Source organism: Nonomuraea longispora (assembly GCF_004348345.1).
Classification (GTDB): domain Bacteria; phylum Actinomycetota; class Actinomycetes; order Streptosporangiales; family Streptosporangiaceae; genus Nonomuraea; species Nonomuraea longispora.
Map to the genome: position 1 here is coordinate 17566 of NZ_SMJZ01000021.1, position 14665 is coordinate 32230.

The following is a 14665-nucleotide window of genomic DNA, read 5'->3' on the forward strand; positions in this document are numbered from 1 at the left end:
CTGGTGGCGTCCACGCCGGCGTCCCGTGACCGGGTGGTCGACGCCGCCCGTGCGCTGTGCGTCGTGGTCGTCACCCTCTGGCACTGGACATTGTCGGTCACCCACCGCACCGCCGACGGCAGCCTGACCATGCCCAACCCGATCCATGCCGTGCCCGGTGGCTGGCTGGCCACCTGGGTGCTGCAGATCATGCCGGTGTTCTTCCTGGTCGGCGGGTACGCCAACCTGGTCGGCCGGCAACGGGCTCGGGAACGCGGGACGACCGCCGGCCGGTTCGTCCGGGACCGGCTGCGCCGGCTGCTGTGGCCGGCCGCCGTCTGGGCCGTGGTCTGGCTCGCCGGCGAGCTGATCGCGGCCGCCCTGCCCGGGTCGCATCGATGGATGTGGGAGTGGTTCCCCGGCTACCTGACGCCGCTGTGGTTCCTGGGCGTGTACGGCCTGCTGATCGCCGCCGTGCCGATCACCGTGCGCCTGCACGACCGCTACGGAGCCGGCGTCCTGGTGGCGCTCGTGCTGCTGATCGCCCTCGGCAGCGTGGCGCACCGCGGCGCCGGCCTGGCCTGGGCGGGCTGGGTGACCGCCGCCCTGGTGTGGCTGTTCTGCCACCAGCTCGGCTACGCCTGGCGCGGCTGGGAGCTGGGGCGCAGGCCGCCGGCGCAGCGGCTGGCGGTCGCCGGAGCCGGATTGGCCGGGCTGGTCGGGCTGACCGTGGGAGTGGGCTACCCCCTGTCGATGGTGTCCACCACCGGCGCCGCCGAATCCAACATCTTCCCGACCAACGCCGCCATCGCCGCCCTGGCCGTCTTCCAGCTCGGGCTGCTGGTCCTCATCACGCCGGCCGCCGAGCGCCTGCTGCGCCGACCGGCCGTCTGGAAGCCGGTCGTGGCCCTCAACGTGGTCGCGTTGACCATCTTTCTCTGGCACATGACGGCGTACCTGGTGGTGCTGTGGGCCTATGAAGGGCTTGGTGGCACGCTGGCGGCGGAGCCGACCGCCGGTTGGTGGGCACAGCGCTGGCTATGGCTGCTGGCCCCGTCGGCCGTGCTGGCCGTGCTGGCCGTCGTGTTCGCCAGGGTGGAGCTTGCCGCCCGCCGACCTCGGAAAGGGGCAGGTCGCTGAGCTCGGCACCCGCGAAAAGCGCCGCGTGTGAGGAGCGGCCGTTCCGTCACGATCTGGATCGTCACGTTCGTGATCGGATACAGAACGCCCCGAACAAGGTGCCGGTAGGTCCCGCGACCCGTGCTTCAGGCGCCTCTGGGGCTGGGGCACGCAGCGCTCCTGAAGGCCGCTGACCAGGGGCGACGGGCAGCGCGGGTAAAATGTACGGACCCCCGCACCGCCGGGGCCCTGACCAAGGGCTCCTGCCTACGGAGGTGAGCGCGTCATGGTGTTCGACCAGGCAGATCTACGCGAGCTGGCGGCCTTCGGCGACGAGGTCGGTGTGCTGTCGCTCTACACCACGATGGAGCCGGGCACGCAGGCCGGTCGGACCCGGCTGCGCAACGAGATCGCCGCGCTGCGCCAGGAGCTGGCCGCAGGCTCCGACCAGGAGCGGGCCAGGCTCGTGGACCTGCGCCTCGACCTGCTGGAGCCGCGGATCACCGAGCTGCTCGACCCGGCCGGTCCCGGTCTCGGGCGTGCCCTGTTCGCGCAGGTGGCCGGTGAGGAGGTGCGTACCGCGTGGGTTCAGCTCCCGGCGGGTGTCCTCGCCGTGCTGAAGGAACACGCTTATCTGCTGCCGCTCGTGACCGCCGTACAGGCCGACAAGCCCGCCGGGGTGGTCAGGGTGGGGCGTGACGGCGTGCGGCTGTTCGACTGCCGCTACGGCCTGGCCGACGAGCTGGAGCCGGTCGGCTTCGACCTGGCGACGGCGGGCTCGTCCAGAGAGGCGACGCTGCCGGGGCTCTCCCGGCGCGTCATCCACCCCGACCGCTTCGACCAGCGCGTGGAGGAGCACCTGACCAGGTTCCTGCGCGAGTCGGCCCCGCACGTGGCCGGGCAGGCCCGGCGGCTGGGCTGGGAGACGCTGCTGCTGGTGGGCGATCCCCGCGACACCTCGGTGCTGGGCGAGGCGCTGCCGGCGGACAGGGAGATCGTCCAGGTGGACGCCGTGCTCGATCCCGCTCTGTCGCCGTCGGAGGTGCTGGAGTTCGTCCGCCCCACACTCGACGAGGTGCGGGCCAGGCATGACGCCGCCCTGGCCGTACGCGCCCGGGACCTGGCCCTGTCGGGCGGTAACGGCGCGGTGGGCCTCGACGACATCCTCTCCCTTCTGCGGCAGGGCCGGGTCGAGCACCTGCTGCTCGACCCGGCGGGCGGGTGGAACGCCGATCCCGTCGCCGTCGCCCCCGAGGAGCTGAAGGAGGAGATGTTCGAGCTAGCCTTCGAGCACGGAGGCGACGTCACCGTGCTGGAGACCCGAGCGGCGGAGGAGCTCGCCGAGGCGGGCGGAGTGGCGGCGATGCTGCGCTGGTGAGCGGTCGCGCACTCTTTCACGTCGAGGGCCTGCGCAACCCAGCGCATCCCCGGCGCGATCGGCGGGATCGGGGACACCACGATCGTGGGCATGGCGGAACGGGTCCTCGACCGGCTCCACCCGGCGCATCCGGTGCGGGCTCAATCCGGCGGGCGGAAGGCCGCGCAGAGGCGTTCCAGGCCGATACCGCTGATCATCAGGCGTTCCTTGGCGTTGCCGAGCAGGCCGGCGGTCCAGGTGACCGATCCGCCGTCGCCGAGGTCGACGTCGTCGCCGGCCGGAGTGGCGGCGCGGATCCCGAAGCATACGCCGCCGTAGTAGCCGCGGCCGGCGGCGCGGTCGTCGTCGAAGGCGAACCCGGTACCGGGGTGCTCCTGCGCGAGCCGGTCCAGGACCTTCTCGCGCAGCGCCCGGCGGTGGCGCCCGCCGGTCAGGTCCGTGACGGACACGCGCACCTTCGTGGCCTCGTAACCGAGGGCGCGTGCCTCCCGCAGGAGGTCGAGGTGGACGCCGATCTGCTCGGTCAGGGCGGCCGTCTCGAAGGCGAACGAGCCCTCGTCGCGACCGGCGGTACACAGGCCCAGCAGCGAGAAGTGCGCCGCCATGCCCGGCCCGAAGGCCTGGGCACGCACCACGCGGTGAACGGCCCCGAGCCGGACCCGCCGGCGTGAGCGCGGATCGGCCCCGAGCAGGTCCCGCCGGCGTACCGCGCACTCCAGAGCCAGCACGTTGGTGACGTCCGCGACGACCTCCGAGGTACGGACCGTGGTGACGACCTTGTTCTGGTCCGCGGTGGCCACCGACGAGACGGTGCCCAGCGGGCACAGCGGCGACAACTGCACCGCGGTGAAGGCATGCCGGCCGAGCCGCCGGAGCACCATAGCCTCCAGGCGTGCCAGCTCACCGGCGTCCAGCGGCGACGGCCGGGTGAAGCGGTTGTCCTCATAGGCCTTCAGCAGGCGCGCGGGCGTCACCGCGGCGGCACGCCGGCGGGAGACCTCGATCAGCAGCGTCTGCAGATCGGTGGGGGACAACCGCTCGGCCAGCACATCCAGCACCTCGGGAACGGCTCCCTCGCGCAGGATCCGGCCGAGCCAACGCTCACGCGTCCGCGCCGCCGGCAGATCTTCACTATGGTCGGACGCCTCACTCATCGACCTATCGTGGCGGTTTTCCGGACGCCCTCGCACCGGGTTTTCCTACCGTCCCCATACCGCCTCCAGAGAGAGCGGCGTTTCGCGGCGGGCCTGTTGATCAGGTGGGCGACCGAATGGGCGAGGTAGCACGGCAGTGGGCGTTTGCCGACCGCCGCCAGCGCCACGCGCTTCGTCGCGGAAACAACATCCGCCGTCCAGGACGCCACCCGGGAGGTCCGTAAGATCGCCGGCGACTGGCCCGGGCCTCGTGCGAGCCGGTGGCCCATGTCACATCCGTCCTTGTCACACTTCGCCGGGCCGCTCCGTCAATGGGGTATGACCAGCGACAACGACAAGGAGCACACCATGAACGCTCGTCTCAACCTGTTCGGCAACGACTTCGCGGCCAAGGCGCTGAAGCACTTCATCGGAGTGAGCCAGGCGGTCAAGGACTCCAGCCTGCCGGCCACGACCCGGGAGCTGGTGCAGCTGCGCGCCAGCCAGATCAACGGCTGCGCCTTCTGCGTCGACATGCACACCAAGGACGCCGCGCACGCCGGGGAGAGCTCGGTGCGGCTCAACCTGGTCGCGGCCTGGCGGGAGGCCACGGTGTTCACCGAGGCCGAGCGCGCCGCCCTGGAGCTGGCGGAGGAGGGCACCCGCCTCGCGGACGCTGCCGGCGGTGTCTCCGACGACGTGTGGGCGAACGTCGCCAAGCACTACGACGAGGAGCAGCTCACCGCCCTGGTGACGCTCATCGCCACCATCAACGCCTTCAACCGCCTGAACGTCATCACCCAGCAGCCGGCCGGCGACTACCAGCCCGGCCAGTTCGGGTAACCAGATCGGGGGAAGGAACGCGGCCGCCGGCACCGGACGCCGACCGGCGGCTCACCGGTCGGCGGCACGTGCGGGGTCACAGGCCGGCGCTCGTCACTCGCCGAGGAGCCGCCACGTGGTGAGGGCGATCCTGGCCCGGGTCAGCCCGGCCGGTTCGGTGAGGTCGATACGCAAGGCCTTGCCGATCTGTTCGACCCGGCGGGCGATGCTGCTGTGGTGCAGGTGCAGGAGGTCGGCGGCCTGGCGCAGGGAACCGGTGGCGCAGTAGGCGTCCAGGGTCTCCAGGTCCTCGGGAACGCCGACCAGCCGGTCGATCGCCGCCACGTCGGGGTTGCCGCGCGCGACCTCCGGCGGGATCTCGGCCAGCAGGGCCAGCGCGCCCAGGTCCTCGTAGTGGACGACCGGCCGGCGCGGAGTGGTGTAGCGCAGGGCGGTGCGCGCCTGCTGCCAGGACACGCAAGGGCCGGCCGCGGAACCGATGCCCGCCCGCGCGCCCTCGGGCAAGCGGCTCTGGTCGACGGTGGTGGCCAGGATGACGCCCACGCCGCCGACCGGCGCCGCCCTGACCGGGCGTGTCGGGCAGATCAGGCCGCCGACCTGGTCGAGCGGGAGCCGTGACCGTACGGCGGCGACGCGTACGGGCAGGTCGGCGGCGAAGCCCAGCAGGCGCAACGCCCGGGCTCTGGCGGCGTCCTCGCTGCCGGGGCTGATCGCGAGCTCGACGAGGGCCGGGTCGGCCATGGTGGTGCTGGCCGGGCCGTACCTCTCGACGACCGCCGCGACGGCGATGGCGAGCCGGTCCAGCAGCAGCTCGTCGAGCGGGAAGGGAGGGGCGGAGCGTTCCAGCCAGACCGTGCCGACCTCCTCGTCGTCGAGGGTGATCGGCGCCGTGGTGGACGCGGGCGCCGGCGGGCCGGCCGCCTGCCTGCCGTCGGGCGAGAAGCGGACCACGCGGTCCGGGTCGTGCAGCCTGATGCCCGCCACGCAGCCGGCCAGGTTGGCCGAGGCCCGGGCGAGTGCCGGGAGATCCACCCGGCGGCGCATCAGCGTGTCGTAGAACATGACGACCCGGAGCGCCCCTCCGGCCTCCGCGTCCAGGTGCGACAGCCGTACAGCCAGTGCCTCCATGCAGGGAAGAGTACGCGACGATCGGTGCGCGGCCGAGCCGTGATGGGCGACGGATGGCGGATGACCTGGTGGGCCGGCGCCGCGAGGATGAGCGGCATGGATCCCGAACTCGAAGCTTTCATCCCGTTGTTCCCCCGAGCCGACCTGCGCGACCCGATCGCCGAGCGCGACAGCTTCGCCGTCCTGGCCGCGTCGGTGGCGCCTCCGGACACGACGGGCCTGGAGATCGAGGACCATGTCGTGCCCGCCGGCCCCGGCGTGCCGATCCGCGTCTACCGCCCCCGGCAGGCCGGCCAGGGCGCCATCGTGTGGATGCACGGCGGCGGCTGGGTCATGGGCGACCTCGACACCGAACACCCCTGGGCCGCGCGCCTGGCCGAGGTCTCCGGCACGGTGGTGATCTCGGTCGGCTATCGTCTGGCGCCCGAACACCCCTTCCCGGCCGCCCTCGACGACTCCTACGCCGTCCTCGCCTGGGCGGCCGAGCACGCCGGGCGGCTCGGCCTCGACCCCGCCCGCATCGCCGTCGGCGGGCACAGCGCCGGCGGCGGGCTGGCCGCCGGCATGGCCCTGCGAGCCCGCGACGAGCACGGCCCGCGGATCTGCTTCCAGCTGCTCAACCAGCCCGGCCTCGACGACCGGCAGCAGACGTGGTCGGCCCGCACCTTCACCGACACCCCCTGGATGAACCGGGACAAGGTGAGCTCCGCCTGGGGCCACTACCTCGGCGGCGCCCCCGCCACCCCGTACGCGGCCCCGGCACGCGCGGAAGACCTGACCGGCCTGCCTCCCGCCTACATCGCCACGGCCGAGCTGTGCCCCAACCGCGACGAGGACATCGTGTACGCCACCCGCCTGCTCCAGGCCGGCGTCTCGGTCGAGCTCCATCAGTGGGCGGGCACCTTCCACGGCTCCCAGGCCATCCTGTCCGCCGAGGTCTCACAACGTCAGATCGCCGAGCTCGGCACCGTGCTCCACCGCGCCCTCACCGGCTGACGCCATCCGCCACCACCACCGCTCAGGAAACGCGATGAGATCCACGACCACGGGAGAGCCATGACCGCGACCGACCTCGCCCCGGCCAGGGAGCAGCCCGCTCCCCCGCCGGATGCCGGAACAGGGTCGGCACCGGGCATGACAGGACTGCTGCGCCCGTACGGGTGGGCTTTCGCCGCCGTCGTCCTGCTCCAGATGGTCGGCGCCGTCGCCGGCCTGGCGCCGCTGCTCGCCGTCGTCGAGGTGGGCCGGGTCCTGCTCTCGCCGGGCCCCGCCGACCCGGGCCATGTCTGGGCCGTCGTGACGGCGGGCGCGGCCGGCCTGCTGGTCCGGCTGCTGCTCACGGCCGCGTCGTCGGGGATCGGGCACGTCCTCGACGGTGAGGTGCAGCTGACGCTCCGCAGGCGGCTGGCGGCGCGGCTGGGGCGCGTACCGATCGGGTGGTTCTCCCGGCGCGGGTCCGGAGAAGTGGCCAAGGTGGTGGGCGAGGACGTCAGCGCCGTGCACCCGTTCATCGCCCACGCCCCCGGCGAGCTCGTCTCGGCCTTCGTCGTGCCGCTGGTGTCGCTGGTCTACCTGTTCGCCGTCGACTGGCGGCTCACGCTGATCACCCTGATCCCGGTGGCCCTGGCGGTGGCGATGGTCCCCCTGATGATGGTGCCGGCCCGGCTGCGCGAGCAGGAGGAGTTCGACGCGGCGATGGGACGGATCGCGGATTCCACCGTCGAGTTCGTGCAGGGCATCGCGGTGGTCAAGGCGTTCGGCGGGGCCGAGCGCGCCCACCGCACGTTCATCCGGGCCGCGGACGACTTCGTCGACGTCTTCGTCCGGTGGGTGCGCAACATGTCGCTGATCGCCGCGGCGATGCAGCTGGCGCTGTCGCCGCCGTTCGTGCTGCTGGTCGTGCTGATCGGCGGCGCGGCGCTGATCACGTCCGGCGGCATGGCCCCCGCGGACCTGCTGCCCTTCCTGCTGCTCGGGCTGGGCCTGACCGCGCCGGTCGCGGCCCTCGGCCACGGCTTCGACGACCTCCAGGCCGCCCGGCGGGCGGTGAGCCGGATCAAGGACGTGCTCGAGGTGCCGCCTCTGCCGGAGCCGGCCGAACCCGCCTCGCCGCGAGGGCACCGGGTCGAGCTGCGTGACGTGCGGTTCGCCTACGACGACGGCCGCGAGGTGTTGCGCGGGATCGACCTGGTGCTGGAACCAGGGACGGTCACCGCGCTCGTCGGGCCGTCGGGGAGCGGCAAGTCCACGCTGGTCCAGCTGTTGCCGCGGTTCTTCGACCCGGTGAGCGGCTCGGTCCTGCTCGGCGGCGTCGACCTGCGCGAGCTCGGGAGCGGCGAGCTCTACCGGATGGTCTCGTTCGTCTTCCAGGACGTCCGCCTGCTGCGCGCCCCGGTCGCCGACAACATCGCCCTGGCGGTGCCGCACGCCGGGCACGACGAGGTGGTCCGCGCCGCCCGGCTGGCCGGCATTCACGACCGCATCCTGGAGCTGCCGCGAGGGTACGACACCGTGATCGGGGACGACGCGCGGCTGTCGGGCGGCGAAGCGCAGCGGGTCGCCGTCGCACGCGCGCTGCTGGCCGACACACCCGTCCTGGTGCTCGACGAGGCGACCGCGTTCGCCGACCCGCAGACCGAGCAGGCCGTACGCCGGGCGCTGGCGACGCTGGACGGCGATCGCACAGTCCTCGTCATCGCCCACCGCCTGGAGACGGTCGCCGACGCCGACACCGTCGTGATGCTGGAGAACGGGTCGATCGTCGAACGCGGCAGCCCCGCCGAACTGCTGGCGCGCAACGGAAGGTTCGCCGCGTTCTGGCGCTCCCGGCGGATCGCCGGCGCGGCCGGGACGCACGGCGGTCCGGCGCAAGGAGATGAGCCCCGATGATCCACATGCTGCTGCGTGTGCTGGGACACGAGTACGCCAGGACGATGCGCCGCGCCATGGCCCTCATGACGATCACGGCGACGGCCGAGGGACTGTCGTACGCGCTGCTCGTCCCCGTGCTGCGGGCGTTGCTCGGGGGTTCGCCCGCGGACGCCTGGCCGTGGCTGGTGGCGTTCGGGGCCGCGGTCGCCGCCTACGCCGTGCTCCGCTACACCAGTGACCTGTCCGGCATGCGCGTCGGGACGACGATGTTGCGCGGCATGTACCACCGGCTCGGCGAGCACCTGGCCCGGCTGCCCATCGGCTGGTACGACGCCGGCCGGGTCGGCGAGGTCTCCGTCATGGCCGGCCGCGGGCTGCTGGCGGCGATGAGCGTGGCGGCGCATCTGCTGGCGCCGTTCGTCTCCGCGGTGGTGACGCCCCTGACGGTCGTGGCCGTGATGCTCGTCTTCGATTGGCGTATGGGGCTGGCGGCGCTGGCGGGCGTACCCGTCGTCGCGGCGATCCAGTGGTGGACGGTCCGCTCGACGGCCGCCACGGACGCCGAGCGCCACCAGCGCGACCACGAGGCGAGCGGGCGCGTCATCGAGTACCTCCAGGCCCAGCCGGTGCTGCGGGCCGGCGGCCGGACCACGGAACGTTTCACGCTGCTCGACGACTCGCTGCGCGGGATGCAGCGGGCGTCCCGGCGTACCGTGCTGGCCGCGCTGCCGGGTGTGGTGGGGCTGACGGTCGTGGTGCAGGCGCTCTTCACCGTGCTGCTGGTCCTCGGCGCCTACCTCGTGCTCGGCGGGAACATCGGCGCGGCGGAGGTGCTGACGATCCTGGTGCTGGCCGCCCGGTGCGCCGACCCGCTGCTGTCGTTGTCGGACATCGGCGGCAAACTGCGCGGCGCCCGGTCCGAGCTGGACCGGCTGGACCAGGTGTTGCGGACGGATCCGCTGCCGGAGCCGGCCGAGCCGATCGAGCCGGCGGGGCATGACCTGGAGCTCGCGTCCGTCACCTTCCGGCACGGCGACCGTACGGTGTTCGACGACGTGTCGTTGTCCGTGCCGCAGGGGCGGCGGCTCGCCGTCGTGGGGCCGTCGGGGGCGGGGAAGAGCACCCTGCTGCAGGTGCTCGCGCGCTTCTACGACGTGGACGCGGGCGCGGTGCGCATGGGAGGCGTGGACGTGCGCGCGATCGACACCAAGGTGCTCATGGAGCGGATCGCCATCGTCTTCCAGCACGTCTATCTCTTCGACGGGACCATCGAGGAGAACGTACGTCTCGGCCGTCCCGGCGCGACCGAGGCGGAGGTGCGGGCGGCGGCGACGGCGGCGCGGCTCGACGAGGTGATCGAGCGGCTGCCCGGCGGATGGGAGACGAACGTCGGCGAGGGCGGCTCGCTGCTGTCGGGCGGCGAGCGCCAGCGCGTCTCGATCGCGCGTGCGCTGCTCAAGGACGCGCCCGTCGTGCTGCTGGACGAGGTGACCTCCGCGCTGGACCCGGTGAACGAGGCGGCCGTGCACGAGGGGATCGAGCGGCTCATGGCGGGCCGGACGGTGGTGTTGGTGGCGCACCGCATGCGGACCGTTCAGCGCGCCGACCGGGTCGTCTTCCTCGACGGCGGCCGGATCGTGGAGGAAGGCACCCACGACGAGCTGCTGCGCCGTGGCGGACGCTATGCCGGGTTCTGGGAGGTCTCCCATCACGAGGCCGCCCCGGGCTGAGCACCCGGTGGCCCTTCCCTCGGCCGGGGTTCCCGAGCACCCTCGACGGCCCGCGGCGCCCTGGGCGTTTCGCCGGCCCGGCCGGGGGAACCGGGGCAGCCCAGGACGAGGGAAGGCGGGCGGAGATGGCGCGCAGGCTGGTGGCGATCGGCAATCCGGCGGCGGGCGGCGACGACGACGAAACCCGGCAGGCGGTGCTGCGCACGCTGGAGAGCGAGGCCGACATCGTGGCCCCCGCCACGGCGACACCAGAGGATGTCGGCCGCGTCCTGGCCGGGTACGCCGACCGCGACCCCGTCGTGATGGGCGGCGACGGCACCCTGCACACCGTGCTGGAGGCGCTGCTCGCCCGCGGAGAACTCGCCGACCGGCCGGTGGGGCTGATCCCCATGGGCACCGGCAACGACCTGGCCCGCTTTCTGGGCGTCCCGCTGGACCTCGGGAAGGCCGCGCTGACGGTGCTGCACGGCACCGAACGGCCGCTGGACCTGCTGGTGGACGACGAGGGCGGGATCGTGATGAACGCCGTGCACGTCGGCGTCGGCGCGCTGGCCTCGGAGCAGGCGGCCCCGCTCAAGCCGGTGCTGCGCCGGGCCGCGTACGCCGTGGGCGCGCTCCTCGCCGGGGCACGCAGCCGGGGCTGGCAGCTGCGGGTACGCGCTGACGGCGTCGTCGTCGCGTCCGGCCGCCGGCGGGTGCTCATGGTGGGCGTCGGGAACGGCGCCACGATCGGCGGCGGCACCCCGCTGGCGCCGGACGCGTGCCCGGACGACGGGCTGGCCGACGTGATCGTCTCCTTCGCCGTCTCCCCCTGGGCACGGCTGGCGTACGGGCTGCGGTTGCGGCGCGGCGAGCACCCCGAGCGCGGTGACGTGGTCACCATGCGGGCGGGCAGGGTCGTCATCGAGGGTGAGCCCGTACCGGCCAACGCCGACGGCGAACTGCTGCCGGCCTCGCCCGTCTGGTCCTGGACCGTACGCCCCAGCGCCTGGCGGCTCATCGCACCAGACGAGTGACACAGGTCGAGGGTCGGCGGGCCGGGTGAGCGACCGCCGGTCGCGCCGGACCGTGACGCTTGACGCTTGTGAGATCATCGGTCGGATACGCGTGATGATCGCTCGCCGGCCGCCCCGCCTGGAGGCGGGCCGCTTCCGCCGGCGCGCGGCGGATGGGAGGCTCCCATGTCGTTGTCCGGTCGGCTCATTCTGGTGTTACCCCTGGTGGCGACGTTCGCGGCGGGCGGAGGCGAGGCCCGCGCGGCGGTCGCTGCCGTCGCGCCACCGGCGGTCATCGAGGCCGACTTCCCCGACCCCGACGTCATCCAGGCCGGATCCACCTTCTACGCCTACTCCACCAGCAGCCGGGCCGGCCGCATCCAGGTGGCCGACGCGCCGTCGCCCACCGGGCCGTGGACCGTGCGCGGTGACGCCCTGCCCGGCAAGCCGAGCTGGGCGGGCGACGGCGGTTTCTGGGCGCCTGACGTGACGCGCCGCGCGGACGGCCAGTACCTCATGTACTTCACCGGCCCGAGCACCGCGACCGGGCGTATGTGCATCGGCGCCGCGCTGTCGCCCACCCCGCTCGGCCCGTTCCGGCCCATCGGCGACTCCCCGCTCGTGTGCGACCCCGCCGAGGGCGGCGACATCGACCCGTCGAGCTTCGTCGATGCGGACGGCACGCGCTATCTGCTGTACAAGAACGACGGCAACGCCGTGGGCAAGCCCACCGTCATCTGGTTGCAGCAGGTGCAGGCCGACGGCGTCACCTTCACCGGGCCCAGGAGGGAGCTCATCCGCAACGACCGCCCGGAGGAGGCCGGCGTGATCGAGGCGCCGGTGCTGGTCAAACGCCCGTCGCAGTACGTGTTGTTCTACTCGGGCGGCTCCTACACCGGCAACTCGTACTTCACCGGTTACGCCACCGCCCCTTCGCTCACCGGCCCCTACACCAAGGCGTACCGGCCGCTCATGACGACCGGCACGTTCGACGGCGCGGTGCAGGGCCCTGGCGGCACCGACGTGCTGGGCGACCGTGTCTTCTTCCACGGCTGGGTGGGCGACGCGCGCTGGATGTACACCGCGGACCTCGGCTGGGCGAACGACTATCCCGTCGTGCGCGGCAGCCGGGTGCGGTACGAGGCCGAACGCGGCACGGTCAACCACGCGGAGGTCCGCACGGGCGCGGCCGGCGCGTCGCAGGGCGCCGTGGTGGCCAAGCTGGACCACGCCGACAGCTGGGTCGACATCAAGGTGTTCGCGCCGGTGGCGGGCGACTACACCGCGAACGTCGCGTACGCCGCCGGATACGGCGACGCCCAGCACGCCCTGACGGTGAACGGGGCGGCGCGGGCCACCGTGGACTATCCCGACCGGGGGTGGGACAACTGGACGCAGGTCAAGGCGACGGTCACCCTGGTCGCGGGCTGGAACACGCTGCGCCTGCAACACCTGACGCGGTGGGCCGAGCTGGACTACGTCGAACTCGCCTGATCGGGCCGGCCGCGCGGCGACGTAGGCGACGGGCACCTCGCCCCAGTGCGGGCGGGGCCGTGCGACGACCGCGGCCTCCTGCACGGCCGGATGGTCCACCAGGGCGTTCTCCACCTCGACGGAGGCGATCCTGCACGTAGCCGTCGGGGTGGCTCACCGCCAGGTCGCCCGTACGGAACCAGCCGTCGGGGGCGGCCTTGCCGGTGGCGGCGATCAAGATCAACGGCTACGCGCACGGCGCGCTCCAGGCCGCCCGCCAGGCGCTGGCCAACCTGCCCTGACGACGCCCGCGGCGTGCCGGCCGGGGGCGGTCCCGCGTGGGGCCACCGCGAGAGAACGTGCGCGCGGGTCAGTCTGTGGTCGCAGCCCGGGTGCGACCACCGGGGCAGGCGAGGTTCGTCAGGAATGAGGACGAGGACGGCCGCGGGCCCTTCGAGGATGGAGATCGTTCACCGCCGTCCATCGAAGGAACGCGTACATGTCCCTCCTGACCGGCCGCCGTGTGGCGGCCACCATTCTCATCGCCGCGGGACTGCTGTCCCCTCTGCCGGCGAACGCGCAGGCGAAGGAGCATGCCGGCGTGCGCCAGGCGCTCGACGCGATGGTGGCCGCGGGCGCTCCCGGCGTCCTGGCCAGGATCGACGACGGTCACGGCACCTGGATCGCCACCAGCGGGGTCGCCGACCTGGAGACCCGCGCGCCGGTGCCGCGCGAGGCGCGGTTCCGGATCGCCAGCCTGACCAAGAGCATGGTGGCCGCGGTGGTCCTGCAACTGGTGCGGGAGGGCAGGGTGAGCCTGGAGGAGAAGATCGCCACCCGGCTGCCCGGCCTGGTCGAGGGTGGCGACCGGATCACCGTGCGGCAGTTGCTCAACCACACGGGCGGCCTGGCCGACTACGCGCAAGCACCCGAGTTCGCCGACCCCGCCCGCCTGACCAAGACCTACACCCCGCGGCGGCTCGTCGCCGAGGCCGAGCGGCTGCCGCGCCCGCAGCGGGGCCGCTTCTCCTACTCCAACACCGGCTACATCCTGCTCGGCCTGCTGGTGGAGAAGGTCACGGGCCACGACCTGGGCGCCGAGCTGGAGCGGCGGATCTTCCGCCCCGCACGGATGACGCGCACGTACCTGCCGCTGACCCGGCCGGGCATCCGCGGCCCGCATGCCACCGGCTACTACCTGCCCAAGGGCGCCGACCCCGGCGTGCCGGGGTCGCTCAAGCCGGTCACCCGGCTGAACCCGTCGTTCGCGTGGGCGGCGTACGGTGTGGTGTCGGACGCCCGGGATGTGAACCGCTTCTACCAGGCGTTGTTCGGTGGCCGGCTGGTCACGCGCGAACTGCTTGCCCAGATGCGCACCGGGGTCGGGACGCCGCAGGCGCCGGTGTTCCCGCGGTACGGGCTCGGGCTCGAGTCGGCGGGGCTCACCTGCGGCGAGATGTGGGGCGCGACCGGGGCCATCCCGGGCTACCAGACGTTCGCCTTCGCCGACGCGACGGGAAAGCGCCGGATGACGCTCTCGGTCAACGTGCACCGCAGCGATCCGAAGGTCGCGCCGATGTTGCTGGCGGGTGTGGACGCGCTCAACCGCTACTTCTGCGGCGAGCCGTACAAGCCGCCGACGAAGTGACGCCGAGCCCGGTGATCGCGTAGGCGCCGGCCGCGATCGCCACGTCGGCCCAGCACAGTCCCCTGCCCCAGGCCATGGGTACGGCGGCCGCCAGCGCCGCGAACGGAGCCAGCACGGATGCCCAGAGCGCGGCCGCCGCCACGACCGGCCTGCGCTCCGGCGTGGGCGCGGCGGCGGCCGCACGGCTTTGATCGGCGATGCCTGTTTCCGTTGGAGCCATCCCAGATCCGCCTCCCGTCGAACGGCTGTAAGCGGAAGCCCACGCCTGCCCGACCAGAAACCGTCATACCGCTCATCGGTCCGGATTTGGCATTGACTAGGGTGATTCTGGGCCGGATCGCTGCGCGTGTTTGCCACCGGTCTACCAG

Annotated in this window: 12 protein-coding genes and 1 pseudogene; 9 read left to right on the forward strand and 4 right to left on the reverse strand. The window is 73.1% G+C overall.

The window, feature by feature from the left end:
* Positions 1–3 precede the first annotated feature (3 nt).
* Both E1267_RS08520 and E1267_RS08525 read left to right on the forward strand, forming a co-directional pair.
* On the forward strand, positions 4–1119 hold the full coding sequence (locus E1267_RS08520) for an acyltransferase family protein (protein WP_246063620.1): 1116 nt from the start codon (positions 4–6) through the stop codon (positions 1117–1119).
* Between the two features lie 265 nt (positions 1120–1384).
* The gene (locus E1267_RS08525; RefSeq protein WP_132331528.1) at positions 1385–2476 is read left to right on the forward strand and encodes a VLRF1 family aeRF1-type release factor; all 1092 of its coding nucleotides are present in this window, start codon (positions 1385–1387) and stop codon (positions 2474–2476) included.
* A 140-nt stretch (positions 2477–2616) separates the two neighbouring features.
* Here the strand turns inward: E1267_RS08525 and E1267_RS08530 are convergent, their stop codons facing one another.
* Positions 2617–3630 carry a hypothetical protein gene (locus tag E1267_RS08530; RefSeq protein WP_132331530.1) on the reverse strand — a complete coding sequence of 338 codons (1014 nt, stop codon included), beginning with the start codon at positions 3628–3630 and terminating at the stop codon, positions 2617–2619.
* Positions 3631–3978: 348 nt separating this feature from the next.
* Here E1267_RS08530 and E1267_RS08535 point away from each other — a divergent pair, with 348 nt between their 5' ends.
* Entirely contained in the window at positions 3979–4452 is a 474-nt protein-coding gene (locus tag E1267_RS08535; RefSeq protein WP_132331532.1) for a carboxymuconolactone decarboxylase family protein, read from the forward strand.
* 93 nt (positions 4453–4545) lie between these two features.
* Here E1267_RS08535 and E1267_RS08540 read toward each other — a convergent pair whose 3' ends face one another.
* The gene (locus tag E1267_RS08540) at positions 4546–5580 is read right to left on the reverse strand and encodes a helix-turn-helix domain-containing protein (RefSeq protein ID WP_132331534.1); all 1035 of its coding nucleotides are present in this window, start codon (positions 5578–5580) and stop codon (positions 4546–4548) included.
* Positions 5581–5640: 60 nt separating this feature from the next.
* Here E1267_RS08540 and E1267_RS08545 point away from each other — a divergent pair, with 60 nt between their 5' ends.
* The 5 genes from E1267_RS08545 (at position 5641) to E1267_RS45530 (ending at position 12670) form a co-directional block, all read left to right on the forward strand.
* Positions 5641–6576, forward strand: a complete 936-nt coding sequence (locus tag E1267_RS08545; protein ID WP_246063622.1) for an alpha/beta hydrolase — start codon at positions 5641–5643, stop codon at positions 6574–6576.
* A 60-nt stretch (positions 6577–6636) separates the two neighbouring features.
* The gene (locus E1267_RS08550; RefSeq protein ID WP_132331536.1) at positions 6637–8469 is read left to right on the forward strand and encodes an ABC transporter ATP-binding protein; all 1833 of its coding nucleotides are present in this window, start codon (positions 6637–6639) and stop codon (positions 8467–8469) included.
* Entirely contained in the window at positions 8466–10181 is a 1716-nt protein-coding gene (locus E1267_RS08555) for an ABC transporter ATP-binding protein (protein WP_132331538.1), read from the forward strand. Before E1267_RS08550 ends, E1267_RS08555 begins: the two co-directional genes overlap by 4 nt.
* 125 nt (positions 10182–10306) lie before the next feature.
* Positions 10307–11197 (forward strand): diacylglycerol/lipid kinase family protein, encoded by an 891-nt coding sequence (locus E1267_RS08560; RefSeq protein WP_132331540.1) that lies wholly within the window; start codon positions 10307–10309, stop codon positions 11195–11197.
* 165 nt (positions 11198–11362) lie between these two features.
* On the forward strand, positions 11363–12670 hold the full coding sequence (locus tag E1267_RS45530) for a family 43 glycosylhydrolase (protein ID WP_132331541.1): 1308 nt from the start codon (positions 11363–11365) through the stop codon (positions 12668–12670).
* Between the two features lie 57 nt (positions 12671–12727).
* Here E1267_RS45530 and E1267_RS47840 read toward each other — a convergent pair.
* Positions 12728–12784: pseudogene (locus E1267_RS47840) on the reverse strand (AMP-binding enzyme); the annotation flags it as partial.
* Positions 12785–13148: 364 nt separating this feature from the next.
* On the opposite strand from E1267_RS47840, the gene E1267_RS08575 reads away from it, so the two are divergent.
* Positions 13149–14297: a serine hydrolase domain-containing protein gene (locus E1267_RS08575; RefSeq protein ID WP_132331543.1), complete on the forward strand. Its 1149-nt coding sequence runs from the start codon at positions 13149–13151 to the stop codon at positions 14295–14297.
* Here the strand turns inward: E1267_RS08575 and E1267_RS46220 are convergent.
* Positions 14251–14517, reverse strand: a complete 267-nt coding sequence (locus tag E1267_RS46220) for a hypothetical protein (protein ID WP_132331545.1) — start codon at positions 14515–14517, stop codon at positions 14251–14253. The two genes, E1267_RS08575 and E1267_RS46220, sit on opposite strands and share 47 nt — an antisense overlap.
* Between the last annotated feature and the right edge of the window lie 148 nt (positions 14518–14665).